General features: G+C 72.2%; 21 protein-coding genes. 13 read left to right on the top strand and 8 right to left on the bottom strand.

Features of this window, described 5'->3' with window-relative positions; translation table 11 throughout:
- Nucleotides 1–115: 115 nt before the first annotated feature.
- The 4 genes from AC3RJ6_RS00885 (at nucleotide 116) to AC3RJ6_RS00870 (ending at nucleotide 4,570) form a co-directional block, all read left to right on the top strand.
- Nucleotides 116–523: a PadR family transcriptional regulator gene (locus tag AC3RJ6_RS00885; protein WP_491424967.1), complete on the top strand. Its 408-nt coding sequence runs from the start codon at nucleotides 116–118 to the stop codon at nucleotides 521–523.
- The gene (locus tag AC3RJ6_RS00880) at nucleotides 520–2,091 is read left to right on the top strand and encodes an HAAS signaling domain-containing protein (protein WP_491424965.1); all 1,572 of its coding nucleotides are present in this window, start codon (nucleotides 520–522) and stop codon (nucleotides 2,089–2,091) included. Before AC3RJ6_RS00885 ends, AC3RJ6_RS00880 begins: the two co-directional genes overlap by 4 nt.
- 33 nt (nucleotides 2,092–2,124) lie before the next feature.
- On the top strand, nucleotides 2,125–2,496 hold the full coding sequence (locus AC3RJ6_RS00875) for a hypothetical protein (protein ID WP_491424964.1): 372 nt from the start codon (nucleotides 2,125–2,127) through the stop codon (nucleotides 2,494–2,496).
- 163 nt (nucleotides 2,497–2,659) lie between these two features.
- Complete coding sequence (locus AC3RJ6_RS00870) at nucleotides 2,660–4,570, top strand: FAD-binding monooxygenase (RefSeq protein WP_491424963.1); 1,911 nt, start codon at nucleotides 2,660–2,662, stop codon at nucleotides 4,568–4,570.
- Between the two features lie 167 nt (nucleotides 4,571–4,737).
- Here AC3RJ6_RS00870 and AC3RJ6_RS00865 read toward each other — a convergent pair whose 3' ends face one another.
- Complete coding sequence (locus AC3RJ6_RS00865) at nucleotides 4,738–5,451, bottom strand: IclR family transcriptional regulator (RefSeq protein ID WP_491424962.1); 714 nt, start codon at nucleotides 5,449–5,451, stop codon at nucleotides 4,738–4,740.
- Nucleotides 5,452–5,527: 76 nt separating this feature from the next.
- On the opposite strand from AC3RJ6_RS00865, the gene AC3RJ6_RS00860 reads away from it, so the two are divergent.
- Nucleotides 5,528–6,157, top strand: coding sequence for a hypothetical protein (locus tag AC3RJ6_RS00860; protein WP_491424960.1), 630 nt, complete (start codon nucleotides 5,528–5,530; stop codon nucleotides 6,155–6,157).
- Nucleotides 6,158–6,178: 21 nt separating this feature from the next.
- On the opposite strand, the gene AC3RJ6_RS00855 is transcribed toward AC3RJ6_RS00860, so the two are convergent.
- From AC3RJ6_RS00855 to AC3RJ6_RS00845, 3 genes are all read right to left on the bottom strand, one after another.
- Nucleotides 6,179–8,824, bottom strand: coding sequence for an ATP-binding protein (locus tag AC3RJ6_RS00855; protein ID WP_491424958.1), 2,646 nt, complete (start codon nucleotides 8,822–8,824; stop codon nucleotides 6,179–6,181).
- Nucleotides 8,825–8,889: 65 nt separating this feature from the next.
- Complete coding sequence (locus AC3RJ6_RS00850; protein ID WP_491424957.1) at nucleotides 8,890–9,144, bottom strand: hypothetical protein; 255 nt, start codon at nucleotides 9,142–9,144, stop codon at nucleotides 8,890–8,892.
- A gap of 5 nt (nucleotides 9,145–9,149) precedes the next feature.
- The gene (locus AC3RJ6_RS00845; RefSeq protein ID WP_491424956.1) at nucleotides 9,150–9,431 is read right to left on the bottom strand and encodes a DUF4242 domain-containing protein; all 282 of its coding nucleotides are present in this window, start codon (nucleotides 9,429–9,431) and stop codon (nucleotides 9,150–9,152) included.
- 216 nt (nucleotides 9,432–9,647) lie between these two features.
- Here AC3RJ6_RS00845 and AC3RJ6_RS00840 point away from each other — a divergent pair, with 216 nt between their 5' ends.
- From AC3RJ6_RS00840 to pntB, 3 genes are all read left to right on the top strand, one after another.
- Entirely contained in the window at nucleotides 9,648–11,477 is a 1,830-nt protein-coding gene (locus AC3RJ6_RS00840) for an oleate hydratase (RefSeq protein ID WP_491424955.1), read from the top strand.
- Between the two features lie 317 nt (nucleotides 11,478–11,794).
- On the top strand, nucleotides 11,795–13,420 hold the full coding sequence (locus tag AC3RJ6_RS00835) for a Re/Si-specific NAD(P)(+) transhydrogenase subunit alpha (RefSeq protein WP_491424954.1): 1,626 nt from the start codon (nucleotides 11,795–11,797) through the stop codon (nucleotides 13,418–13,420).
- Nucleotides 13,413–14,834, top strand: coding sequence for a Re/Si-specific NAD(P)(+) transhydrogenase subunit beta (pntB, locus tag AC3RJ6_RS00830; protein ID WP_491424952.1), 1,422 nt, complete (start codon nucleotides 13,413–13,415; stop codon nucleotides 14,832–14,834). Before AC3RJ6_RS00835 ends, pntB begins: the two co-directional genes overlap by 8 nt.
- A gap of 64 nt (nucleotides 14,835–14,898) precedes the next feature.
- Here pntB and AC3RJ6_RS00825 read toward each other — a convergent pair whose 3' ends face one another.
- A complete protein-coding gene (locus AC3RJ6_RS00825; RefSeq protein WP_231429294.1) occupies nucleotides 14,899–15,378 on the bottom strand; it encodes a P-loop nucleotide/nucleoside kinase family protein in 480 nt (159 codons plus the stop codon).
- Between the two features lie 107 nt (nucleotides 15,379–15,485).
- Here AC3RJ6_RS00825 and AC3RJ6_RS00820 point away from each other — a divergent pair, with 107 nt between their 5' ends.
- Together AC3RJ6_RS00820 and AC3RJ6_RS00815 are read left to right on the top strand one after the other, a co-directional pair.
- Nucleotides 15,486–16,079: an HdeD family acid-resistance protein gene (locus AC3RJ6_RS00820; protein WP_491424951.1), complete on the top strand. Its 594-nt coding sequence runs from the start codon at nucleotides 15,486–15,488 to the stop codon at nucleotides 16,077–16,079.
- Nucleotides 16,076–16,360, top strand: coding sequence for a hypothetical protein (locus AC3RJ6_RS00815; RefSeq protein ID WP_491424949.1), 285 nt, complete (start codon nucleotides 16,076–16,078; stop codon nucleotides 16,358–16,360). The genes AC3RJ6_RS00820 and AC3RJ6_RS00815 overlap by 4 nt, the downstream gene beginning before the upstream one ends.
- 20 nt (nucleotides 16,361–16,380) lie before the next feature.
- Here the strand turns inward: AC3RJ6_RS00815 and AC3RJ6_RS00810 are convergent, their stop codons facing one another.
- The 3 genes from AC3RJ6_RS00810 to AC3RJ6_RS00800 all read right to left on the bottom strand — a co-directional run bounded on the left by AC3RJ6_RS00810 (nucleotide 16,381) and on the right by AC3RJ6_RS00800 (nucleotide 19,098).
- Complete coding sequence (locus tag AC3RJ6_RS00810) at nucleotides 16,381–17,004, bottom strand: META domain-containing protein (RefSeq protein ID WP_491424947.1); 624 nt, start codon at nucleotides 17,002–17,004, stop codon at nucleotides 16,381–16,383.
- 190 nt (nucleotides 17,005–17,194) lie between these two features.
- A complete protein-coding gene (gene purB, locus AC3RJ6_RS00805; protein WP_491424945.1) occupies nucleotides 17,195–18,577 on the bottom strand; it encodes an adenylosuccinate lyase in 1,383 nt (460 codons plus the stop codon).
- Nucleotides 18,574–19,098, bottom strand: coding sequence for a low molecular weight protein-tyrosine-phosphatase (locus AC3RJ6_RS00800; protein WP_491424944.1), 525 nt, complete (start codon nucleotides 19,096–19,098; stop codon nucleotides 18,574–18,576). Before AC3RJ6_RS00800 ends, purB begins: the two co-directional genes overlap by 4 nt.
- A gap of 52 nt (nucleotides 19,099–19,150) precedes the next feature.
- Between AC3RJ6_RS00800 and AC3RJ6_RS00795 the strand changes: the two genes are divergently transcribed.
- From AC3RJ6_RS00795 to AC3RJ6_RS00785, 3 genes are all read left to right on the top strand, one after another.
- The gene (locus AC3RJ6_RS00795) at nucleotides 19,151–20,140 is read left to right on the top strand and encodes an aminoglycoside phosphotransferase family protein (protein ID WP_491424943.1); all 990 of its coding nucleotides are present in this window, start codon (nucleotides 19,151–19,153) and stop codon (nucleotides 20,138–20,140) included.
- A 105-nt stretch (nucleotides 20,141–20,245) separates the two neighbouring features.
- Nucleotides 20,246–20,656 carry a hypothetical protein gene (locus tag AC3RJ6_RS00790; protein ID WP_491424941.1) on the top strand — a complete coding sequence of 137 codons (411 nt, stop codon included), beginning with the start codon at nucleotides 20,246–20,248 and terminating at the stop codon, nucleotides 20,654–20,656.
- Complete coding sequence (locus AC3RJ6_RS00785; protein ID WP_491424940.1) at nucleotides 20,653–22,134, top strand: hypothetical protein; 1,482 nt, start codon at nucleotides 20,653–20,655, stop codon at nucleotides 22,132–22,134. Before AC3RJ6_RS00790 ends, AC3RJ6_RS00785 begins: the two co-directional genes overlap by 4 nt.
- The last annotated feature ends 7 nt before the right edge of the window (nucleotides 22,135–22,141 follow it).

Raw genomic sequence — 22,141 nt, 5'->3', positions numbered from 1 at the left:
TGGCGGGCGAGGTCGACCCCGATTCCGATCTCACGCCGAGTGCTGACCGAAACTGACGCGCGTCGCGACGGGCAGCTCTTGCCGGTACCTTGCGTCGACTGCTACCGTGCGACGCATGCAACCGGATGCCCGCACCCAGGCGAACCTCCGCAAGGGGGTGCTCGAGGGCTGCGCGCTCGCCGTGATCGGACACGGCGACATCTACGGACGGGACCTGGCGAAGCGGTTGCACGAGCTCGGGCTGCTGGCGAGCGAGGGCTCGCTGTACCCGTTGCTCGCGCGGCTGCGCGAGGCGGGGCTCGTCGAGACCCAGTGGCGCGAGTCGACCTCGGGTCCGCCGCGTCGCTACTACCGGCTGACGCCCGCCGGCAGAGACGCGGTCGCCGCGTTCGAGGCCGACTGGATCGCGCTCACCGCGTCGGTCGACGAGGCACTCGCCCCGCCTGCGGATGCGTCGAGCGGGCAGGCCGAGCCGACCGGGCCCGCCGAGTCCTTCGAGCAGTCTGAGAGGAACCGCCAGTGAACGCACCGCACACCGATGCCCGGGTCGAGGCCTACCTCGACGAGGTGCGCCGAACCGTCGCCGCGGTCGATCCCGCACAGGCCGACGACGTCACCGCCGACATCGCCGAGCATCTCCGGGATGCCGCGGCCGAGGCGGCTCGCAGCGGCGAGCCGTTCGACGTCGAGGCGGCCATCAGCGAACTCGGTGACCCTGCGGTGATCGCGGCAGCGGTCGAGCCGGCGAGCGAATCCGTTGCGGGCTCTGAGTCGGCCGCCGGGCACGGCGTTGCCGGTGTCGCGGCGCCGGGCGCACCAGGCACGACCGGCAAGCAGGGCGAGTCCGACCGATCGGTGTTCACGCGCTTGCTCGGCTCGACGCCGGCCGCGGCGCTGACCCTCGCATGCTACCTCACGGGCATCTTCGTCTCGCCGGTGCTCGTGCTCATCGCGGTCGTGCTCGTGTGGTCGAGCCCGCGCTGGCGCGTCGGCGACAAGATCGTCGCGACGGTCTTCAACCCGGCCGTGATCGTCTTCGGCCTGCCGCTGCTGCAGCTCGGAATGCCGATCGGCTGGTCGGTTGCGGTTCTCGCGGCACCCGTCGTCACCGTCTACCTGGTTCTGCGTCTTCGGCGTCCCGACGGCGACCGCGTGCTGCGCGTCCCGCGCGCCGATCCGGGGCGGATGCCTCGTGGTGGACGCCTCGCGATGCTCGATCGGCCGATCGCCGCTGCGGTCGCCACCGCCGCGGTACCGCTCGCGCTGCTCGTGGTCGTCGTGCCGGCGCTCGTCGCCGGCGACTGGGCGGCGCTGCCGGTCACCGCATCGCTCGCCACGGTGGTGCTCGCTGCCGGCCTCGCGGTCGTCATCGCCTCGAACGGCTGGAGCACGGCTGAACGCGCGATCGCCGTCGCCGTGTTCGTGCTCATCGGCTTCGCGGTCGCGCTCGTCGTGCGGAACGTGATCGCGGACGTACCCGTGATCGAGCTCTGCCGAGGCGCGTCGTGCCGGTCGCTGCCCCCCGAACTCCGCGACCCGGCCGCACTCCTCGATCCGCTCGCGAGATGGGTGCTGCCGCTCGTGCTCTTCGCCGCGGGCTGGGTCGCCGCCCGCTTCGTGCCCGCGGCCCCGCATCCGGGTGGGGCCTCCGGCCCGACGGCGGCTCCGGCCGTGGCGCAGCTGCCGATCATCACCGCCGCCTGCTCGGTGGTCGGCGCAGCGGCCGCACCGGGTGTCGTCGCGATGAGCGCGGGCGACCTGCTCGGGTGCGTGCTCGCCGTCATCGGGCTCGCCGCCTGGCTCGCTGCCGCGGTCGTCGTGCTGCGCTCATCGCGCTGGGGCGAGGCCGATCGATGGCTCGCCACGCTCGTGCTGCCCGCGATCACGTGGTTCACCCTGTACTTCTTCGTCGCCCCCGACGACCCGGCGGCGACCCTCACGCAGCGGTACGCGTCGCTGCCGGCGCTGCCGCCCTTCCCCGCGGCGGAGGTCGCGCCGACGATCGCCGTGGTCGCGGTGATCGTGCAGCTCGCGATCGCGGTGCGGCTGCTCGTCGCCGCGCGACCGTCGCGGCGTCGCGACGGGGTCTAGCCGGGCACCGGCGACGCGCGTAGCGTCGAGCCCATGGCGAAGCTCATCGAGAACCTGGCGGAATCGGTGCCTGCGTGGGGCGCGAAGGTGGCGTACGGCGAGAAATCGACGATCGACGGACACGAGATCGTTCCCGTCGCGCTCGTCGCCTTCGGCTTCGGCGGCGGCGAAGGGTCCGGCGACATGCCGGAGACGGAGAAGACCCCGGGCGGGCGGGGCGAGGGCAGCGGCGGCGGAGGCGGCGGCTACGCCCTGCCGATCGGCGCGTACATCGGCGGTGCCGACGGTTTGAGATTCCGCCCGAACACGATCGCGCTGGCGGTGGCGGCGGTGCCGCTCGTCTCGGCGATCGGCGCCGCGCTCGCGATGATCATCGGCGCGAGCCGGTACACGCGCGGCAACTGACGACAGCCGAATACGAGCCGCGACGCCGCGGCTTGCGCTGCACCATGCCACGATTTACCATTACCTCGCGCGATAAACGAATAGCACGTTCGATTATCGAACAGCACGAGGCATCCATCACCTGAGCACCGGTGCCTCGTCACGACGATGTGAGGAGCCCACCGTGCAGTTCCACCACCACGGCTACGTGTCCGGAGACCCCCGGGTGCTGCCCGCCGCCGGCGTCGGCCTCGACCGGCCCGAGGAACTGCCCGACGAGATGGACGTGCTCATCGTCGGCTCCGGCCCCGCCGGCATGCTGCTCTCGGCGCAGCTCTCGCAGTACCCCGACGTGGTCACCCGCATCATCGAGCGCCGCGACGGACGGCTCGTGCTCGGGCAGGCCGACGGCATCCAGCCGCGCAGTGTCGAGACGTTCCAGGCGTTCGGCTTCGCCGAGCGCATCATCGCCGAGGCCTACAACATCGGCTGGATGAACTTCTGGGGCCCCGACCCCGCCGACCCGCAGAACATCATCCGCACCTCGCGCACCGAGGACTACGGCTACAAGATCAGCGAATTCCCGCACCTCATCGTGAACCAGGCGCGCGTCCTCGACTACTTCGCCGAGGCGGCCGCGCACGGCCCGGGTCGCATCGTGCCCGACTACGGCGTCGAGTTCGTCGGGCTCACGGTGCACGAAGACGGCAGCGAGGGCGCGGCGTCGGGCTACCCCGTCGAGGTGCGCGTGCGCTACACGGCGGGCGAGCGCGCCGGCGAGGAGCGCACCGTGCGGGCCAAGTACGTCGCGGGCTGCGACGGCGCACGCAGCGGCGTGCGCGAGGCGATCGGCCGCAAGCACGTCGGCGGCATCTCGGCGCACGCGTGGGGCGTCATGGACGTGGTCGTCAACACCGACTTCCCGGACTGGCGCACGAAGTGCGCGATCAACTCCGAGGCCGGCAACATCCTGCACATCCCGCGTGAGGGCGGGTACCTCAGCCGCATGTACATCGACCTCGGGGCCGTGGCCGAGGACGACGACCACGAGGTGCGCAAGACGCCGATCGAGGCCATCATCGCGAAGGCCAACGACATCCTGCACCCCTACACGCTCGACGTGCGCGAGGTCGCCTGGTTCAGCGTCTACGAGGTCGGTCACCGGGTGACCGACCACTTCGACGACCGTGCCGACGAAGGGGATGCCTCGCCGCGGGTCTTCCTCACGGGCGATGCCTGCCATACGCACAGCGCGAAGGCCGGGCAGGGCATGAACGTCTCGATGCAGGACGGCTTCAACCTCGGCTGGAAGCTCGGCTCGGTCGTCACCGGCCGGGCGCCCGCGTCGCTGCTCTCGACCTACTCGGCCGAGCGGCAGCCCGTCGCGCAGCAGCTCATCGACTTCGACCGCGAGTGGTCGTCGCTCATGGCGCGCAAGCCCGAGGAGATCAGCGACCCGCAGGAGCTCGCGACGTTCTACCTCGGCACCGCGGAGTTCCCGTCGGGGTTCATGACGCAGTACGCGCCCTCGATGATCACGGGTGACGCGTCGCATCAGGACCTCGCGAGCGGGTTCCCGATCGGCAAGCGCTTCAAGTCGTCGCAGGTCTCGTTCGTGTGCGACGGCAACGTCGTGCACCTCGGGCACCACGCCAAGGCCGACGGCCGTTGGCGTGTCTACGCCTTCGCCGACGCGCCGGCCGCGGGCGAGGCATCCGCCCTCGCCGACTGGGCCGAGTGGATGGCGTCGCCCGAGTCGCCCCTCGTGCGCTTCACGCCCGCCGGCGGCGACGTCGACGCCGTGTTCGACGTGAAGGTGATCTACCAGCAGTCGCACGTCGACCTCGACATCACGCGTGCGCCCGAAGTGTTCCGGCCGAAGACCGGGCCGCTCGCGCTCATGGACTGGGAGAAGGTGTTCGCCGCCGGCCCGAGCGTCTGGTGCCCGACCGACATCTTCGAGGAGCGCGGCATCTCGCGCGACGGCGCGGTCGTCGTCGTGCGCCCCGACGGGTACGTCGCGCACGTGCTGCCGCTCACCGCGACGGCCGAGCTCGGCGAGTTCTTCGCGGGTCAGATGCTGCCGCAGCGCTGAGCCATTCCCATCGAGAGTGCACTTCTCGCCCTGATGTCGGGCGAGAAGTGCACTCTCGGCGTTCGCGCAGAGGATCAGATTCGACGAGCCGGTGACGAAAGTGCAGTCCTCGCCCTGCAATGGGCGACGAGTGCACGCTCGGTGAGGGGGATCCCGCTGCTCGCGCGTCAGGCGCCCGATGCGCGGCGCAGGTTCGCCGCGGCGACGAGCAGCCGCTCGGCGAGCTCGGCCTCGGGTCTCGGGAACGACACGTGGATCACCGCGATCGCGGCGGGCGGCTGACCCGGCAGGGTGAGCGGCACCGCGACGGAGCGCAGCGACGGCACGACCTCGTCGTGGCTCACGGTGTATCCACGGTCGCGGCTCTCGGCGATCTCGGCCCGCAAGGGCTCGGGCACGTCGGCGGGCCAGCGCGACTCGGGCAGTCCCATGAGGATCGCCTTGCCCGGACCGCCGCGCGTGATCGGGTGCCGATGACCAGGCCGGTACGACACGGCGGCCGTGCGCCTGGGCGACGCGCTCACGAGGGTCACCGCCTCGTCGCCGTCGAGCAGCACGGCGAGCAGGCACGTCATGCCGAGCTCCTCGGCGACCTCGGCGAGCTCGGGCAGGGCGAGCTGCTGCAGGTCGCGCTGGACGCCCGCGGCCAGGGCGGCGAGACCTGCGCCGAGGCCGATGCGCCCCGCGGCATCGCGCGTCGCGAGCCCGTGGTGCTCGAGCGTGCGCAGCAGGCGGTACGCGACCGAGCGGTGCACGCCGAGTTCGGCGGCGACCTCGTCGATCGAGAGCGTGCGATCGGCGTCGGCGAGGATCTCGAGGATCCGGATGCCTCGGCTGAGGGTCTGCGAACCCGCCTGGTTCGCCGTCGTGTCTGGCGCCATGCGTCCGATACTAGAACGCACTGATCGATCATCGGACGATGGCGTGATCGAGGGCATCGGTGCGAGACTGACGGCGATGACCGCACACGAGCCTTCGGGCGAGCCCGAACCCTCGATGGAGGCCGAGACCGAGGCCGGGCCCGTCGGTGAGCCCGCGCCCGAGCCCGCGCTCGCGCGAAGCGCGCAGGGCCTCAGCGAAGACGAGGAGATCACCGGGGAGCTCCTCAAGGAGCCCGGACTCGCCGACGAGTGGATCAGGCAGAACACCCTCATCTACGGCGGCCTGATCGGCCTCGGCGTCGTGCTCGTGCAGCCGTACCTCGCCGCAGGCGATCCCCCTCTCGCGGGACTGATCGCCGTCGTCGCGTTCGCCGTGGCGATCCCCCTGCTCGCGATGCTCATGCTGCTCGCCAGCCAGGAGGCGTATCGCCACCGTGCGAGCCGCTCCGCCGGCGTCGGCGTCGCACGCGCGGTCGCGATGGGCGCGGCGTGCATCGGCACGGTGGCGGCGTTCTGGCAGATCAGCTGGATCGCGGGGGTCGTCATCGTCGTGAGCGGCGCGGTCGCCATCGGCGTGCACAGCGCCGGATACGTGCGGCTCGAGCCCGAGATGATGCGGAGGGCCGAGGACATCTCGCTGCGGCGAATGGCGGCCCGGCGGCGCGCGAAGCGGTCGGCCCCGCGCGAGACGAAACCTCAGGGCTGATTACGATGAGGGCGGCCGCGGTCAGTCGATGCCGAACTCGGCCGCCCGACGACCGATCTCGCGCCGGCTCGACAGGCCGAGCTTCGCGAGGATCGCGGAGACGTGGTGGTCGGCGGTCTTCGGTGAGATGTACAGGCTCGTCGCGAGCTCCGCGTTCGTGAGCCCCTTCGCGACGAGGCGGGCGACGTCGAGCTGCCGGTTCGTGAGCCCCGACGGGTTCGACCGTGTGCTCGCACGCCGGGCGGGCGGCAGCCCGCGTACGCCCCGATCGGCGAGCAGGCCGCGGGCGCGGGCGGCCGAGGCATCCAGCCCCATCTCCTCGAGCCGCACGAGCGCCGCGATCGCCGAGCCGTCGTCGTCGCCGTGCAGGTGCGACAGGGATGCCTCGAAGGGCGAGCCGAGCGCGAGCCAGGCGGCGGCGGCGGCGTCGTGCCGCCCGGCGAGCTCGAGGCGGTGGGGTTCGGCGATGCGGCCGAGCGCTCGGGGGTCGACGGCGCGGCCGATCCGGGCGAGCCAGACCGCGAGCTCGCCGATCGCCCACTCCATGCCGGGCAGTGCGGCGGCGTCGTCGAGCCGGGCAGCCGACTCGGCGAGCCGGTGGTCGTCGACGCCGCTCGTCCAGCTGCGTTCGGCGATCGCCGCGAGCGTGCCGAGGATCATGAGCGACTCGCCGAGCTCGAGGGCGAGCGCCCACGCGGCGTCGAGGTGCTCGGCGACCGTCGGATCGTCGCCGCCCGTGCGCAGCGCGACGAGCGCGAGCACGAGGTTCGGCCACACCGACGCGAGCGGCGCGCTGCCGGCGTCGAGGATGGTCGCGGCATCTTCGGCGGACGCGGCCCAGTGCCCGCGCAGCAGGTGGAGGCGGGCGCGCATGCCCGTCTGCCACTGGTAGCAGATGGGGATGTCGCGCTCGATGGTCAGCGGGATCGACCGGGCCAGCACGTCCTCGGCCTCGCGGAAGCGGCGGTGCTCGATGTCGATCGCGGCGAGGTTCGAGAAGGCGGTCGTGCCGACCTCGTCGAGCGAGCGGTCGAGTGCCTGCGCGGCGCGCAGCAGCAGCCGCGGACGGCCCGACGGCTCGCCCTCGACGAGGTCGGCGGCCGCCTCGGTGATCGCGAAGCGGATGGCGGCGGGATCGTCGTGCGGAACGCCGTCCATGCCTCGCTCGTGGGGATCCTGCCCGGCCTCGACCACGTGCTCGGCATCGAGCAGGATCGCCCGCGCCGCCGCGAGGTCGTGGCGGCGGTAGGCGAGGTAGGCCAGGGTGGCTCGGGCGGAGGCACCGTTCATCGAGCCGTCGGCCTCGGCCACCGCGAGTTCGGCGTGATGCTCGGCCGCACGGCGGCGCGCCGAGTAGTACTCGACGACCGCTCGGCGGTCGTGGGCGGCCGCGGCGCCGTCGCGGTCGCCGAGCCGTTCGCGCAGCCGCAGCGCCTGGTCGATCGACGCGATCGACTCGGGCAGGCGCGACACCATGTACTGCTCGGTGCTGAGCAGCTCGAGCATCTCGGCGCGCTCGCGCAGATCGTCGTCGGCGCCGCCCAGGTGCGCGAGCGCGAGCTCGAGGAACGCGACCGCCTCGGTGTGCGAGCCCGTGCGGGTCGCGACGTCGGCGGCGAGGGCGGCGTACCGGCGGGTGCGGGCGTCGTCGCCCGCGGCTTCGGCGTGGTGGGTGAGCACGGCGTAGTCGTTCGAGCCGAGCGCCTCGAGCGCCTCGAGCAGTCGCCGGTGCAGCAGGCTCGCACCGCCCGGGCCCGCCGAGTCGAGCACCGCGAGCCGGGCGAGCTCGTGGCGGAACGCGATGCCGCGTCGCGCCCGCACGATGAGGCCGGTCGCCTCGAGCCGTCGCAGCCGGGGCAGGTCGATGCCGAGCCCCGGCAGCAGCCGGTCGTCGAGGGCGTCGGGCGCGGTCGCGACGAGCTGCAGCGTCTCGAGGTCGCCGGAGTCGAGCGCGGTCGTCGACGCGAGCACCGCGTCGCGGATCGTCGAGGGCAGCCGCTGGTCGGGATGCCGGGCGATCTCTCCGAGGTAGAAGGGGTTGCCGCCCGTCAGCTCGTGAGCGTGCACGGGGTCGACCCCCGTGCCGTCGAGCACGGCTGCGACCGAAGCGGGCGAGAGGGGCCGCACGGCGATCGTGGCCGAGGTGTCGAGCCTCGCGATGTCGCCGAGCAGCGGCAGCAGCGGGTGCCCGACGCCGACGACGGTGTCGCGATAGCTGACGACGAGGAGCACCGGGAGCGCGTCGATGCGGCGCACGAGATAGCGCAGCATCTCGACCGAGGCGGCGTCGATCCACTGCGCGTCCTCGATCACGAGCACGGTCGGGCGGTCGGCGACGGCCGCGACGAAGTCGGCTTCGCCGTCGACCGGGGATGCTCCGCCGGGGAGCCCGGCGACGGGCGAGCCGCCGCGCACCCGGGCGGCATCGAGCTCGCCGAGCGCGTCGGCGATGGGGCCGAGCGGGCGCGGGGTGCTCAGCGGGTCGCACAGTCCGCGCAGCAGGCGCGGCCCGGAGGCCGTGGGCACGTCGTCGGTCGCTGCGCGGATCAGGCTCGTCTTGCCCGCGCCGGCATCGCCGGTCACCGTGACGACACGGCCGGCCTCGTCGATGCGTCGCAGCTCGGCGCGGAGCGTCGCGAGCTCGGGCTCGCGCTCGAACAGCCCCATGACAGCAGCGTACGTGCCATGGGGCTGTTGCGGGCGGGCGGTTTCGAGCATGCGCCGCGATCGGGTCAGACGACCCGGGCTGCGGCGGCACCGCCCTGCGACTGCGCGTGCAGCTCGCGCGCGATGCGCCGGTTCTCGAGGTCGAGCCCGACCGACTCGTGCGTGAGCGGCTCACGTCGTCGCCGTTGGCGGGCGAACGCGACCATCGCGCCGGCGGTCGCGGCGAGCCGGGCGAGCAGGCGGTTGCGCAGCGCGTCGACGTGCTCGGCCGCGGCGGCGCCCGATGCGAAGACCGAGACAGGGCTCGTTGCGGCGTCCATGGCGATCACGCCGCCTCGGCGGCCGTCTGCGGGCCGAACTCGGCGACGACCTCCGCGACGAGGTTCGCGGGGAACCCGCCGCGCCGGGCGTGCTCGCGCACCGTCTCGGCGTCGTCGGTGCGGTGGACGCAGTACATCTTGTCGCCGGCGACGTAGGTGGTGACCCACTCGTACTCGACGCCGAGCGACGCGACGGCGGCGTTCGACACCTCCGAGATCTGCTTCAGCTCCGCGTGGCTGAGGAGCGACGCACCGGGGACCTCGCGTTCGATGATGAATGTCTTCATGATTCCGTTCCTTCTGAGTGCGCCCGGCGGTCGCCGGACGAGTCAATGGTCGGATTCGAGGGGGTCGCGGAACATCGGGAGAACCTCCCCATGTTCGGCCGGCGTTCACCTCCCCGCATCCGGATCTGCACATTCGTGCGGGTGCAGCGGAGAGGTCGGGCGGTAGCGTCGGAAGCGGTGCGCTGCGCATCGTCGCGGCGCGACGAAGGGGGAAGCATGTACTACAGCAGCGGCAACTACGAGGCGTTCGCGCGTCCGCGCAAGCCCGAGGGGGTCGACGGCAAGTCGGCGTGGTTCGTCGGCGCGGGGCTCGCGTCGATGTCGTCGGCGCTCTTCATGATCCGCGACGGGCAGATGTCGGGCGATCGCATCACGATCCTCGAGCGACTGCCGCTGCCGGGCGGTGCCCTCGACGGCATCAAGCGCCCCGAGAAGGGCTTCGTCATCCGCGGCGGCCGCGAGATGGAGGACCACATGGAGTGCCTGTGGGACGCGTTCCGCACCGTGCCCTCGCTCGAGATCGAGGGCGCGAGCGTGCTCGACGAGTTCTACTGGCTCAACAAGGACGACCCGAACTTCTCGCTCTGCCGCGTCACCGAGCAGCAGGGGCAGGACGCGCACACGAACAAGCTCTTCGGCCTCAACGACGCCGCGCAGAAGGACATCGTGAAGGTGTTCATGGCGACGCGGGAGGAGATGGAGGACAAGCGCATCGACGAGGTGTTCTCGAAGGACTTCCTCGAGAGCAACTTCTGGCTGTACTGGCGCACGATGTTCGCCTTCGAGGAGTGGCACTCCGCCCTCGAGATGAAGCTCTACATCCACCGATTCGTGCACCACATCGGGGGCCTGCCCGACCTGTCGGCGCTGAAGTTCACGAAGTACAACCAGTACGAGTCGCTCGTACTGCCGATGTACAAGTGGCTCCTCGACCAGGGCGTCACGTTCCACTTCGACACCCAGGTGACCGACATCGACTTCGCGTTCGAGGGGGGCGACGGGCAGGGATCGGATGCCACGAAGCGGGCGACGCGCATCCACTGGGTGCAGGGCGGCGTCGAGGGCGGCGTCGACCTCGGACCCGATGACCTCGTGCTCGCGACCATCGGCGGCCTCACCGAGAACTCCGACGAGGGCGACCAGCACACGCCCGCGAAGCTCGACGAGTCGCCCGCGGCGGGGTGGGCGCTCTGGCAGAACATCGCGGCGAAGCATCCCTCGTTCGGGCGGCCCGAGGTCTTCTGCGGCGACATCCAGAAGACGAAGTGGGAGTCGGCCACCGTCACGACGCTCGATGCCCGCATCCCCGCGTACATCGAGAAGATCGCGCAGCGCGACCCGTTCAGCGGCAGGGTGGTCACGGGCGGCATCGTCACCGCCCGCGACTCGGCCTGGCTCATGAGCTGGACGGTGAACCGCCAGCCGCACTTCACACAGCAGCCCGCCGACCAGATCGTCGTGTGGGTGTACGGGCTCTTCGTCGACGTGCCGGGCGACTACACGGGCAAGACCCTGCAGGAGTCGACGGGCGAGGAGATCACCCGCGAGTGGCTCTACCACCTCGGCGTGCCCGTGGACCAGATCGATGAGTTGGCCGCGAACGCGGCGACGGCCGTGCCCGTGATGATGCCCTACGTCACGAGCTTCTTCATGCCGCGCAAGGCGGGCGACCGCCCCGACGTGGTGCCCGCCGGGGCGCAGAACTTCGCGTTCATCGGCCAGTTCGCCGAGACCACCCGCGACTGCATCTTCACGACCGAGTACTCGGTGCGCACGGGCATGGAGGCCGCCTACCGGCTGCTCGGCATCGACCGCGGCGTCCCCGAGGTGTTCGGCTCGACCTACGACGTGCGGCACCTGCTCAAGGCGACGAGCCGGCTGCGCGACGGCGCGGAGGTCGGGCTGCCGGGCCCGAAGTTCCTGCGCGAGCGGCTGTTCACGCGGCTCGACGGCACCCAGGTGGGCGAGCTGCTGACGGACTTCAAGCTCATCCCCGAGCGCGACGGCACGGTCGTGCGCGAGCGCGCCGACGACGCGATCGAGTAGCGCGCGCCACCTGCTCGGATTTCCGCCCGGCGAAAGATCCGCAGATCCTTCGGCGGATTCCGGCGGAAAAGTCTTCGTCGACGACCTGATGCGCGTCTACGCTGATGCCGAGCCCCACCGTACGGGTCACAGACACGCGCACTTCCGCATAACGGAACGTAACTTTCGCATTAAGGAAGTCGTGTGCCCTACAGTGGGTGCTCGGCATGCAGCACCGTCGCCGCAGCGGGTTCGCCCGTCCAGCGTCGAAGGTGACGCGCGCTGAGACGCCCGCACCCGGCGGGCGCCTCGACGAGGAAGACGAGAAGGAGCACCGCATGACGCGCATCGGGGTCGTCACCGAGCAACCGCCCGAGACCAGGGTCGCCGCGACGCCGGCGACCGTGAAGCAGCTGATCTCGCTCGGCTACGAGGTGGTCGTCGAGGCCGGCGCGGGCGCCGCCTCCGCGTTCCCCGACGAGGCCTACATCGGGGCGGGGGCCAGGATCGCCGCCGCCGAGGAGGTGCTCGCGAGCGGCGTCGTGCTCAAGGTCAACGCGCCGACCGACGCCGAGATCGCGGCCCTGCAGCCCGGGACCACGATCGTGGGGCTGCTCGCCCCGGCGTTCAAGCCCGAGCTGCTCGAGGCGCTCGCCGAGCGGGGCGTCACCGCGCTCGCGATGGACGCGGTGCCGCGCATCTCGCGCGCGCAGTCGATGGACGTGCTGAGCTCGATGGCGAACATCGCGGGCTACCGCGCCGTCGTCGAAGCCGCGCACGAGTTCGGCCGGTTCTTCACGGGCCAGGTCACCGCCGCGGGCAAGGTCCCGCCGGCGAAGGTCCTCGTCGCGGGCGCCGGCGTCGCCGGTCTCGCGGCGATCGGCGCGGCATCCAGCCTCGGTGCCATCGTGCGCGCGACCGACCCGCGCCCCGAGGTCGCCGACCAGGTGAAGTCGATCGGCGGCGAGTACCTCAAGGTCGAGGTCGCCGTCGAGCAGTCGACCGACGGCTACGCGAAGGCGACGAGCGAGGCGTACGACCGCCGCGCCGCCGAGATCTACTCCGAGCAGGCCGCCGACGTCGACATCATCATCACGACCGCACTCATCCCGGGGCGGGCGGCGCCGCGGCTCATCACCGCGGCCGACGTCGCGAGCATGAAGTCGGGCAGCGTCATCGTCGACATGGCGGCGGGCATGGGCGGCAACGTCGAGGGCTCCGTCGCGGGCGAGCGCGTCGTCACGCCGAACGGCGTCATCATCCTCGGCTACACCGACCTCGCGTCGCGCCTGCCCACGCAGGCGTCGCAGCTCTACGGCACGAACGTCGTCAACCTGCTGAAGCTCATCACCCCCGGCAAGGACGGCGAGCCCGCGCTCGACTTCGACGACATCGTGCAGCGGTCGGTCACGGTCGCGAAGGACGGCGCGGTCACCTGGCCGCCGCCGCCCGTGCAGGTCTCCGCCGCGCCCGCCGCGGCATCACCGAAGCCGGATGCCTCGGCCGAGGCATCCACGACCAAGAAGCAGCCCATGTCGGCGGGAAGGAAGGTCGCGCTCATCGCCGTCGGCATCGCCGCGCTCTTCCTCGTGAACGCCGTCGCGCCCGCGCCCCTGCCGCAGCACTTCACGGTGCTCGTGCTCGCGGTGGTCATCGGGTTCTACGTCATCGGCAAGGTGGCGCACGCGCTGCACACGCCGCTCATGAGCGTGACGAACGCGATCTCGGGCATCATCATCGTCGGCGCCATGGTCCAGATCACGAGCGACCAGCCGGTCGTGCAGATCCTGGCCGGTATCGCCGTGCTGCTCGCCAGCATCAACATCTTCGGCGGCTTCGCCGTGACCCGACGCATGCTCGCGATGTTCGCGAAGGGCGCGGCGCCCGCTGCGCCCGCCGCGGGCGCCGCCGCAGCCGCCGCGACCGTCGCCCCCGCGGTGAAGACTGGAGCCGACCGTGCCTGAGACCACGACCCTGCTGACCCCGGCGTCGATCGCCGGAGCCGCCTACATCGTCGCGGCCCTGCTGTTCATCATGAGCCTCGCGGGGCTCAGCAAGCACGAGACCTCGAAGGCCGGTGTCGGCTACGGCATCGCCGGCATGGCGATCGCGCTCGTCGCGACCGTGTGGGTGACCTTCGCCGGCGCGTGGGGCACGCCCGCCGTGACGACCGGGCTGATCCTGCTCGTCGTCGCCGTGATCGTCGGCGCCGCGATCGGCCTCTGGCGGGCGCGCCGCGTCGCGATGACCGGCATGCCCGAGCTCATCGCCCTCCTGCACAGCTTCGTCGGCCTCGCCGCGGTGCTCGTCGGCTGGAACGGCGCGCTCGACGAGACCGGCATGACCGGCGCCCTGCTCGACATCCACCACGCCGAGGTCTTCATCGGCGTCTTCATCGGCGCCGTGACCTTCACCGGGTCGATCGTCGCGTTCCTCAAGCTGTCGGCCCGCATGAAGTCGGCGCCGCTCATGCTGCCCGGCAAGAACGCGCTCAACCTCGGCGCGCTCGTCGCGTTCGTCGTGCTCACGGTCTGGTACGTCATCACGCCCGAGCTGTGGCTGCTCGTCGTCGTGACCGTGCTCGCCCTCGCGCTCGGCTGGCACCTCGTCGCCTCGATCGGCGGCGGCGACATGCCCGTCGTCATCTCGATGCTCAACAGCTACTCGGGTTGGGCGGCCGCGGCCGCGGGCTTCCTGCTCAACAACGACCTGCTCATCGTCACCGGTGCGCTCGTCGGCTCGTCGGGTGCGTACCTGTCGTACATCATGTGCAAGGCGATGAACCGCTCGTTCATCTCGGTCATCGCGGGCGGCTTCGGCATCGCGGCGCCGTCGTCGAGCGGCGAGGTCGAGGGCGAGACCCGCGAGGTCGACGCCGAGGCCGTCGCGGCACTCCTGACCGATGCGCAGACCGTGATCATCACCCCCGGCTACGGCATGGCCGTCGCCCAGGCGCAGTACCCGGTCGCGGAGCTGACGAGCCGGCTGCGCGAGCGCGGCGTCGAGGTGCGCTTCGGCATCCACCCGGTCGCCGGCCGACTGCCCGGGCACATGAACGTGCTGCTCGCCGAGGCGAAGGTGCCGTACGACATCGTCGAGGAGATGGACGAGATCAACGACGACATCGCCGCGACCGACGTCGTGCTCGTCATCGGCGCCAACGACACCGTCAACCCGGCCGCAGCGGAGGACCCGGGCAGCCCGATCGCGGGCATGCCGGTGCTGCGGGTGTGGGAGGCGAAGAACGTCGTCGTCTTCAAGCGCTCGATGTCGGCCGGCTACGCCGGCGTCGCCAACCCGCTGTTCTACCGCGACAACGCGCAGATGCTGTTCGGCGACGCGAAGCAGCGCGTGGAGGACATCCTGCGGGCGCTGTAGCCGTGAACGAACGGATGCCCCGTGCCGCACGTCGGCGCGGGGCATCCGTCGTCTCAGGCCGGGTTCACCGCCGGTCGTCGTCCGGGCTGACGACCGTGAGCGGTCCCTCATCGGCGGTCGGCGGCTCGAAAGCGTCGAAATACGCGCCGGCCAGCGCCTCGTCGAGCGGGAAATCGTCGGCGTGCTCTGCACCGCGCGCCAGCACGCGTCGCACGACGACGTCGCGAGGTGCCGCCACGTACACGGTCTCCGGCTCGATTCCCTCGCTTCGCACGAGCGCCCGGTACCGATCGCGGTCCTGACGCGACCAGAACGAGAAGTCGAGCACGACGTCACGTCCCTGCTCGATCGCGCGCTGAAGTCGGGACTGCAGTTCGGACTCGATCTCGGCGTGCACGTCGGGCGCGAGCGGCATGCTGCGGATGCCCCGTCGCCATGCCTCGACGTCGAACGAGAGTCGGACCATGCCTTCGGACTCGAACCGCCGGGCGATCGTGGACTTGCCGGAGCCCGCCGGGCCGCACATGAAGAGGACCCGGCTCATGCGTCAAGCCTAGTGGGGCGGCCGCGTCTGCGATCGCCCCGGGCACGCGCTCAGCCGCGCCCACGTAGGATAGATCGGTACTCCCCTCCGATGTGAAAGAGGTCGCCGTGGCCACCGCCCGCGATGCAGCCCCGGAGCGCCCCCACTACTGGGTCGTCCCGGTCGTGCGCGGACTTCTCGCGATCGTCCCCGCCGCCGTCATCACCTTCTCGCAGAACCACTCGGCCGACTTCGGCCTCGTCGTGTTCGGCACCTGGGCGGTCGTCTCCGGCCTCGTCGTCGGGGCGCTCAGCCTGCGGCTGCTCGATGGCCGAGGCATCCGCTCGCTCTTCGCGATCAACGCCGTCGTCACCGTCGTCGCCGGCCTGCTCGCCCTGACCGTGCCGGGCGGCCTGCCCTTCCTGCTGTACCTCGTGAGCGTCTGGGCGGCCGTCACCGGCTTCGTCGAGCTCTACGCGGGCCTGCGCACGCGCGGCCGTTCACCCGTCGCCCGCGACTGGATCGCCGTCGGCGGGTTCACCGCGGTGCTCGCGATCGTGTTCCTGCTGCTGCCGCCCGACGACGTCACCGCGGTCGGCCTGCTCGGCGGGTACCTCGTGATCGTCGGCGTCTTCCTCGTCATCGGCGGCCTCTCGCTGAAGTGGGCCGCGAACCAGACCACCGAGGGCGCACCCTCGACAGGATCGGAGCAGCAGTCGTGACCCACCCGTCCGGAGAGTTCAAGCCGAGCCGGAGCGACCGCCTGCGCCCCGTCGAGTACGTCGGGGGTGCGGCGATCGCCGCGATCTTCGTCGGCCTCATCGCGCTGTTCACGACCCGCGACTGGACCATCGCACTCGTCGGCACCGGCGGCGTGTTCATCGTCGTGCTCGTCGTGCTCGCGCTCCTGCAGATGGCGATCAAACCGAACGCCGAGGAGCAGGCCGAGCTCGGCGAGGGCGACGACTCCGCCGGCGACGGGCCGAAGGGGCCCGCGCACTAAGCGCGTTCCCGCGCGCTCGCTCAGCCCCCGGCGCGCTCGAGGCGCCCGAGCTCCTCGCCGTCGTGGTCGAGCAGCACGAGCTGCGTGTCGTCGAACCCGGCGAGGCTCGCCCCGCCGACCCAGAGTGGCACCGGTGCGCCGTCGCAGCCGATGAGCGTCGAGGGGCCCGAGGTTGTGAGCAGCACGCCGTCTCCGTCGAGCAGCCAGCGGCCGCCGTTGCCGTTGCACCCGTCGCTGCCCGACCAGGTACCGGACGCCGCGAAGAGCGCATGCGGGTCGGACTGGAACGAGCCTTCGGCGGGCACCCACCGCCCCACGAGCTCGTCGGCGGTTGCCGGAGCGAGCGAGCCCGGCAGGGGAATGGGTGGAGCGACCGCGGCACGAATCGCGTCATCGACGACCGGCGGTTGCGCGAACGACTCATCGGCGGTCTCGATCGGCTCGGGTGCCCCGTCGATCGAGAGCGAGGCGGTCGTGTCGCCATCGGCGTCGACGAGTTCCCAGCCGTCGTCGGTGGGGCGGTACGACGTCGTCGCGTCGAGCCACGCGACCTTGTCGAATGAGTCGCTCGCGCAGCCCTGGCTCGCTTCGAAGACCTTCGCAACGAAGGCGTGACCACCCGCTCGCCACCCTCCGCCGAGCATGCCGCACTCGCGCCAGAGCGATAACTGTCCGCCACCGAGCCGCAGCCATGTGTCGACGCCCTCGCCCAGGGCGCCCGAGACCCGCCAGAGCCCGACGAGCCCGATCGGGTCGTTCGCGGCTTCCGTTGGCGAGGGTCGCGAGTTTCGCGATCTTGCAGCGCCTCGGGCCGAAATCCGGCGGGAGCGCCCCCTACGGCAGCCGGTCGACCAGCTCGTCGGCGATGCCGACGTACGACGCGGGCGTCAGCGCCATCAGGCGCTGCTTCGCCTCGTCGCCGATCTCGAGCCCGTCGACGAACGCGGCGAGGTCGGCCGCGCCGACGCGCTTGCCGCGGGTGAGCTCCTTGAGCAGGGCGTACGGGTCGCTGATCGTCGAGCGGCCCGCGACGACCTCGGCACGGATGACGGTCTGGATCGCCTCGCCGAGCACCTCCCAGTTGCCGTCGAGGTCGGCGAGCAGCAGCTCGCGGTCGAGGTCGATCTCGCCGAGGCCGCGCTGGATGTTGTCGAGCGCGAGCATCGAGTGCCCGAAGCCGACCCCGATGTTGCGCTGGGCCGACGAGTCGGTCAGGTCGCGCTGCAGGCGCGAGGTCACGAGGGTCGCCGCGAGCGAGTCGAGCACGGCCGAGCTGAGCTCGAGGTTCGCCTCGGCGTTCTCGAAGCGGATCGGGTTGACCTTGTGGGGCATCGTCGACGAGCCCGTCGCACCGGCTGCGGGGATCTGCCGGAAGTAGCCGAGCGAGATGTAGGTCCAGATGTCGGTCGCGAGGTTGTGCAGCACGCGGTTGGCGTGCGACACCTTGCCGTAGAGCTCGGCCTGCCAGTCGTGCGACTCGATCTGCGTCGTGAGCGGGTTCCAGGTGAGCCCGAGCGACTCGACGAACTCCTGCGAGACGGTCGGCCACGCGACGTCGGGCGCGGCGACGACGTGCGCCGAGAACGTGCCCGTCGCCCCCGAGAACTTGCCGAGGTACTCCGTCGCCTCGACCTGGGCGGCGATGCGCGAGAGGCGGTGCACGAAGACCGCGAGCTCCTTGCCCATCGTCGAGGGGGTCGCGGGCTGGCCGTGCGTGCGACTCAGCATCGAGGCATCCCGGTGCTCGATCGCGAGCGCCCGCAAGGTCTCGATGACCGCGCGGTACTTCGGCAGCCAGACCTGCTGCACGGCGTCGCGCACGGTGATCGCGTACGAGAGGTTGTTGATGTCCTCCGACGTGCACGCGAAGTGGGTGAGCTCGGCGATCGCGTCGAGGCCGAGGTCCGAGAGACGGCGGCGCACGTAGTACTCGACGGCCTTCACGTCGTGGCGGGTCGTCGCCTCGAGCCCCGCGAGCTCGTCGATGTCGGGCTGGCCGAAGTCGGCGACGACCTGGCGCAGCGCCGCCTTCTGGTGGTCGCTCAGCGGCTGCGAGCCGAAGAAGCCGCGGTCGGTCTGGGCGATGAGCCACTCGACCTCGACGTGCACGCGCGCACGGTTGAGGCCCGCCTCGGAGAGGTGCTCGCCGAGTTCGCCGACCGCCGAGCGGTAGCGTCCGTCGAGGGGGCTGAGCGGCTGGGGAGGCAGCGAAGTCATCGGATTCCTTGTCTGAGAGCCGGCGCGAGTTGCCGGAAGAGCGCCGTGGTCGACCGTTCAATCATCTCAAGGACCCGATCGAACATCGCATCGTCGGAGTAATAGGGGTCGGGCACGTCCTGCTGCTCGACGAGAGAGGGCTCGAACTCGAGCAGCAGCCGCACCTTGTGCTCCTCGACCGGGCCGGCCGCCCAGTTGCGCAGGATGCGCGCCTGCCCGCGGTCGAACGCGACGACGAGGTCGAGCTGCGGGAAGTCGCCCGCGTCGAACTGCCGGGCGCGGTGGTGGGTGCCGTCGTAGCCGGCACGCGCGAGCGCATCGATCGTGCGCTGGTCGGCGGGCTCGCCGACGTGCCAGTCGCCGGTCGCCGCCGACTCGATCGCGATCTGCGACGAGAGCCCGGCGCGCTCGGCCTGCGCACGCAGCACCACCTCGGCCATCGGCGAGCGGCAGATGTTGCCGGTGCACACGAAGGACACCCGGAAGGGCTGCGCGGCCTCCCCCGCGGGCTCCGCGCTCATGGGTTCCATTGTGGAGGAGAATGCCCTTTTCAGGAATGGGTCGGAAGAGAACATGACGGATGCCCCGGCGCCCGACTTCGACGTCGACGAGACGCTCGCGGCGCGGCTCGTGCAGCGCCAGCATCCCGACCTCGCGGGCCCCGTCGAACTCGTCGCGAACGGCTGGGACAACGCGGTCTTCCGGCTCGGCGACGACCTCGCGGTGCGGCTGCCCCGTCGCCTGGTCGCCGTGCCGCTCATCGCGCACGAGCAGCGCTGGCTGCCCGAGCTCGCACCGCGGCTGCCCGTGCCCGTACCGACCCCGGTGCGCGTCGGCCGGCCCGCGCCCGAGCTCGGCTACGCCGCGCCGTGGAGCATCGTGCCGTGGTTCGACGGCGTCATGGCCGCGGAGACGCCGCCGGCGACCCGTACCGGGTTCGCCGCCGCGCTCGCCGCCTTCGTCGACGCGCTGGCCCTGCCCGCACCGGCCGGCGCACCGCGCAACCCGTACCGCGGCGTGCCGCTCGCCGCGCGCGACGAGGCGGTGCGCGGTCGGCTCGATCGGTTCGCCGACCGCGGCGCGGGCAGCGGCAGCGGTCTCGACGTCGCGGCGCTGCGCGGGCTGTGGCGCGACGCGCTCGCCGCGCCCGCGTGGGCGGGGCCGCCGCTCTGGGTGCACGGCGACCTCCACGCGGGCAACCTCGTGCTCGCTCCCGAGGGCGGCGCGGGCCCCGGCCACGGCGTGGATGCCGCGGCCGGCCGCCTTGCCGCGGTGGTCGACTTCGGCGACCTCACCGCCGGTGATCCCGCGACCGATCTCGCGACCGCATGGCTGACGTTCGACGCCGCCGGGCGAGCCGGCTTCCGCGCCGAGATCGAACGGCGACGAGCCGTCGACGAGGCGATCTGGACCCGCGCCCGCGGGTGGGCGCTCGTGTGGGGCACCGCGGTCGTCGACGAGCTCGCGAACGGCGGCGGCCGCGTCGACGGCGACGGCACCGGCGGCGACGGCCCGATCGCGAGGCTCGGCCGGTTCGCCCTCGAGCAGGTGCTCGCGGAGTGACGGCAGGCGCCCGACCCGTCCTCCACAGGAACCGGTCGCGGCAGTTCGCGCACCGCTTCGTCCGCCCCGCGGCTCGGGCCCCCTCGCCGCGGCAGGCTGGCCGACATGGATGCCTCAGACCAACGACTGCTCGCGGCGCTCATGGGCGGCGCGACCACCCGCGAGGAGCTCGATCGGGCGGTCGGGCTCCGCGCACGGTTCGCGCCGCTTCGCACGGCGATCGGGCACGCCGCGGCGATGCTGCCGCCCGACGGGGGCGAGTGGCGCTCGCAGGCGGCCGACCGCTACGCGGCACGGCTGCACGCGCTCCGATCGGAGGCGCTCGGCTGCGTGCACCTGCTCGACCAGGCCGTCGCAGACCTCGACGAGAGCATCCGGCGACTGGGCGACGCCGTCGCGGCCTTCGAGGCGGAGGAGCGCGCGGCACTCGCCGCCGCGGAGGCGGCCCGTGCGGTCGCCCTCGCCGAACAGGAGCGAATGCTGCGCGCCGCCGACGAGCGGCAGGGGGCGGCGTGAGCGACTCCATCACGATCTCGGGCGGAGGATCGACCGCCGTCGCGACCGACGAGCTGTTCGCCGACGCCGCCCGCCTCGGCGCCGCCGCGACCGCGCTCGACGCAGCGTCCAGCGAGGCCTCCGCGCTCGCCGCGGAGCTCGAGGCGCTCGGCATCGATCGGGGATCGCTCTGGTCGGCACCGCGACCCGCATCCGCGACGCGGCAGGTCGAACGCTCGCTCGCCCGGTGCCGGGGCGAGGGCGATGAGCTGCGCGGCGCACTCGTCGCGAGCGCCGAGCGCTACGGGCTCGCCGAGCAGTTCGTCGAGGGCGCGTGGCGCATCGGCGGCGGGCTCGTCGGGTTCGCGCTCGGGCGGCTCGCCTTCTCACCGGCGGGGTTCGCGCTCGCCGCGGGCGCGGCCCTCGCCGCCGGTGCGAATGCCGCGGCCGAGCAGGTGCTCGGCTCGACCCCGTTGAACGAGTGGCTCGCCGCCAATCGTGCGCTGCTGTCCGACCCGCTGTTCGTGCGGGCCGTGCGCGCCGCCGTCGACTCGGTCGACGAGTTCGCGCTCGGTGCGCTGCCGGTGCCCGGCAGCGGCGCACCCGCGGCAGCGCTCGGATCGCGGATCGGTGCACCCGAGAGCGCCTCGGTCGCGCTCGCGCTCGCGGCCCTCCTGCGCTCGCCGGCGCTCGTCGATCGGGCGGTGAGCGTGCGGCGCGCCGACCGCTCCGACCGCGCGGGCGATGGGCAGCCGCCGGGCGGCCATCCGGCCGAAGGGCCCCAACGCACCGTTCTGGCGCCCGCCGGCTTCGGCGACCTCGCAGCACGCATCCCGGGCGGCGGGGGGCCGCAGATCCGCATCGAACGCTACGGCGACCCGGGCGACGCACGCTGGATCGTCTACGTGAGCGGCACGGTCGACCTGGCGGTCGTCGCCGGCGAGCAGCCGTTCGACATGGTGAGCAACGTGCACGGCATCGCCGACGACTCCCCCGTCGACGAGCTGCGACGAGCCGGTGCGGCCTCCGGCGCGGGCGAGCGCGCGGTGCGCGCGGCGATGGCGGCGGCCGGCATCGCACCGGGCGACCCGGTGCTCGTCGCGGGCCACTCGGGCGGCGGCATCATCGCGGCGAAGCTCGCGAGCGACCCCGGCCTCGGCGTGATCGGCGCGCTCGACCTCGGCGGACCGAACGCCTCCGCCCCCACCAGGCCCGGTGTGCCCGACGTCGTCGTCGCGCACACCGAAGATCTCGTGCCGGCGCTCGGCGGCTCCGGACACCCCTCTCCCGATCGCATCGTCGTCTCGCGCGACGCGCTCGAGCCCGCGAGGTCGTACGGCGACGAGACCCTGCCCGCGCACGCGCTCGAGCGCTACCGGCAGACGGCCGCCCTCATGGACGAGTCCGACGATCCGCGACTCGTCGAGTTCCGCCAGCTGCTCGCCGTCGCGGGCGGGAGCGAGGGGGCCGTGAGCGAGTGGATCGCGCGGCGGAGGTGACGGGCGG

This window comes from Agromyces cucurbitae, from assembly GCF_058349945.1.
The sequence above is the reverse complement of the archived record's forward strand: the minus strand, read 5'-3'. Positions and strand labels throughout refer to the sequence as shown.

Bases quoted from the DNA above. Each gene is read 5' to 3' on its own strand.
- AC3RJ6_RS00885 (WP_491424967.1), top strand. From the start codon at position 116: ATGCAACCGGATGCCCGCACCCAGGCGAACCTCCGCAAGGGGGTGCTC.
- AC3RJ6_RS00875 (WP_491424964.1), top strand. From the start codon at position 2,125: ATGGCGAAGCTCATCGAGAACCTGGCGGAATCGGTGCCTGCGTGGGGC.
- AC3RJ6_RS00865 (WP_491424962.1), bottom strand. From the start codon at position 5,451: ATGGCGCCAGACACGACGGCGAACCAGGCGGGTTCGCAGACCCTCAGC.
- AC3RJ6_RS00860 (WP_491424960.1), top strand. From the start codon at position 5,528: ATGACCGCACACGAGCCTTCGGGCGAGCCCGAACCCTCGATGGAGGCC.
- AC3RJ6_RS00855 (WP_491424958.1), bottom strand. From the start codon at position 8,824: ATGGGGCTGTTCGAGCGCGAGCCCGAGCTCGCGACGCTCCGCGCCGAG.
- AC3RJ6_RS00850 (WP_491424957.1), bottom strand. From the start codon at position 9,144: ATGGACGCCGCAACGAGCCCTGTCTCGGTCTTCGCATCGGGCGCCGCC.
- AC3RJ6_RS00845 (WP_491424956.1), bottom strand. From the start codon at position 9,431: ATGAAGACATTCATCATCGAACGCGAGGTCCCCGGTGCGTCGCTCCTC.
- AC3RJ6_RS00840 (WP_491424955.1), top strand. From the start codon at position 9,648: ATGTACTACAGCAGCGGCAACTACGAGGCGTTCGCGCGTCCGCGCAAG.
- AC3RJ6_RS00835 (WP_491424954.1), top strand. From the start codon at position 11,795: ATGACGCGCATCGGGGTCGTCACCGAGCAACCGCCCGAGACCAGGGTC.
- AC3RJ6_RS00825 (WP_231429294.1), bottom strand. From the start codon at position 15,378: ATGAGCCGGGTCCTCTTCATGTGCGGCCCGGCGGGCTCCGGCAAGTCC.
- AC3RJ6_RS00810 (WP_491424947.1), bottom strand. From the start codon at position 17,004: ATGCTCGGCGGAGGGTGGCGAGCGGGTGGTCACGCCTTCGTTGCGAAG.
- purB (WP_491424945.1), bottom strand. From the start codon at position 18,577: ATGACTTCGCTGCCTCCCCAGCCGCTCAGCCCCCTCGACGGACGCTAC.
- AC3RJ6_RS00800 (WP_491424944.1), bottom strand. From the start codon at position 19,098: ATGAGCGCGGAGCCCGCGGGGGAGGCCGCGCAGCCCTTCCGGGTGTCC.
- AC3RJ6_RS00795 (WP_491424943.1), top strand. From the start codon at position 19,151: ATGACGGATGCCCCGGCGCCCGACTTCGACGTCGACGAGACGCTCGCG.
- AC3RJ6_RS00790 (WP_491424941.1), top strand. From the start codon at position 20,246: ATGGATGCCTCAGACCAACGACTGCTCGCGGCGCTCATGGGCGGCGCG.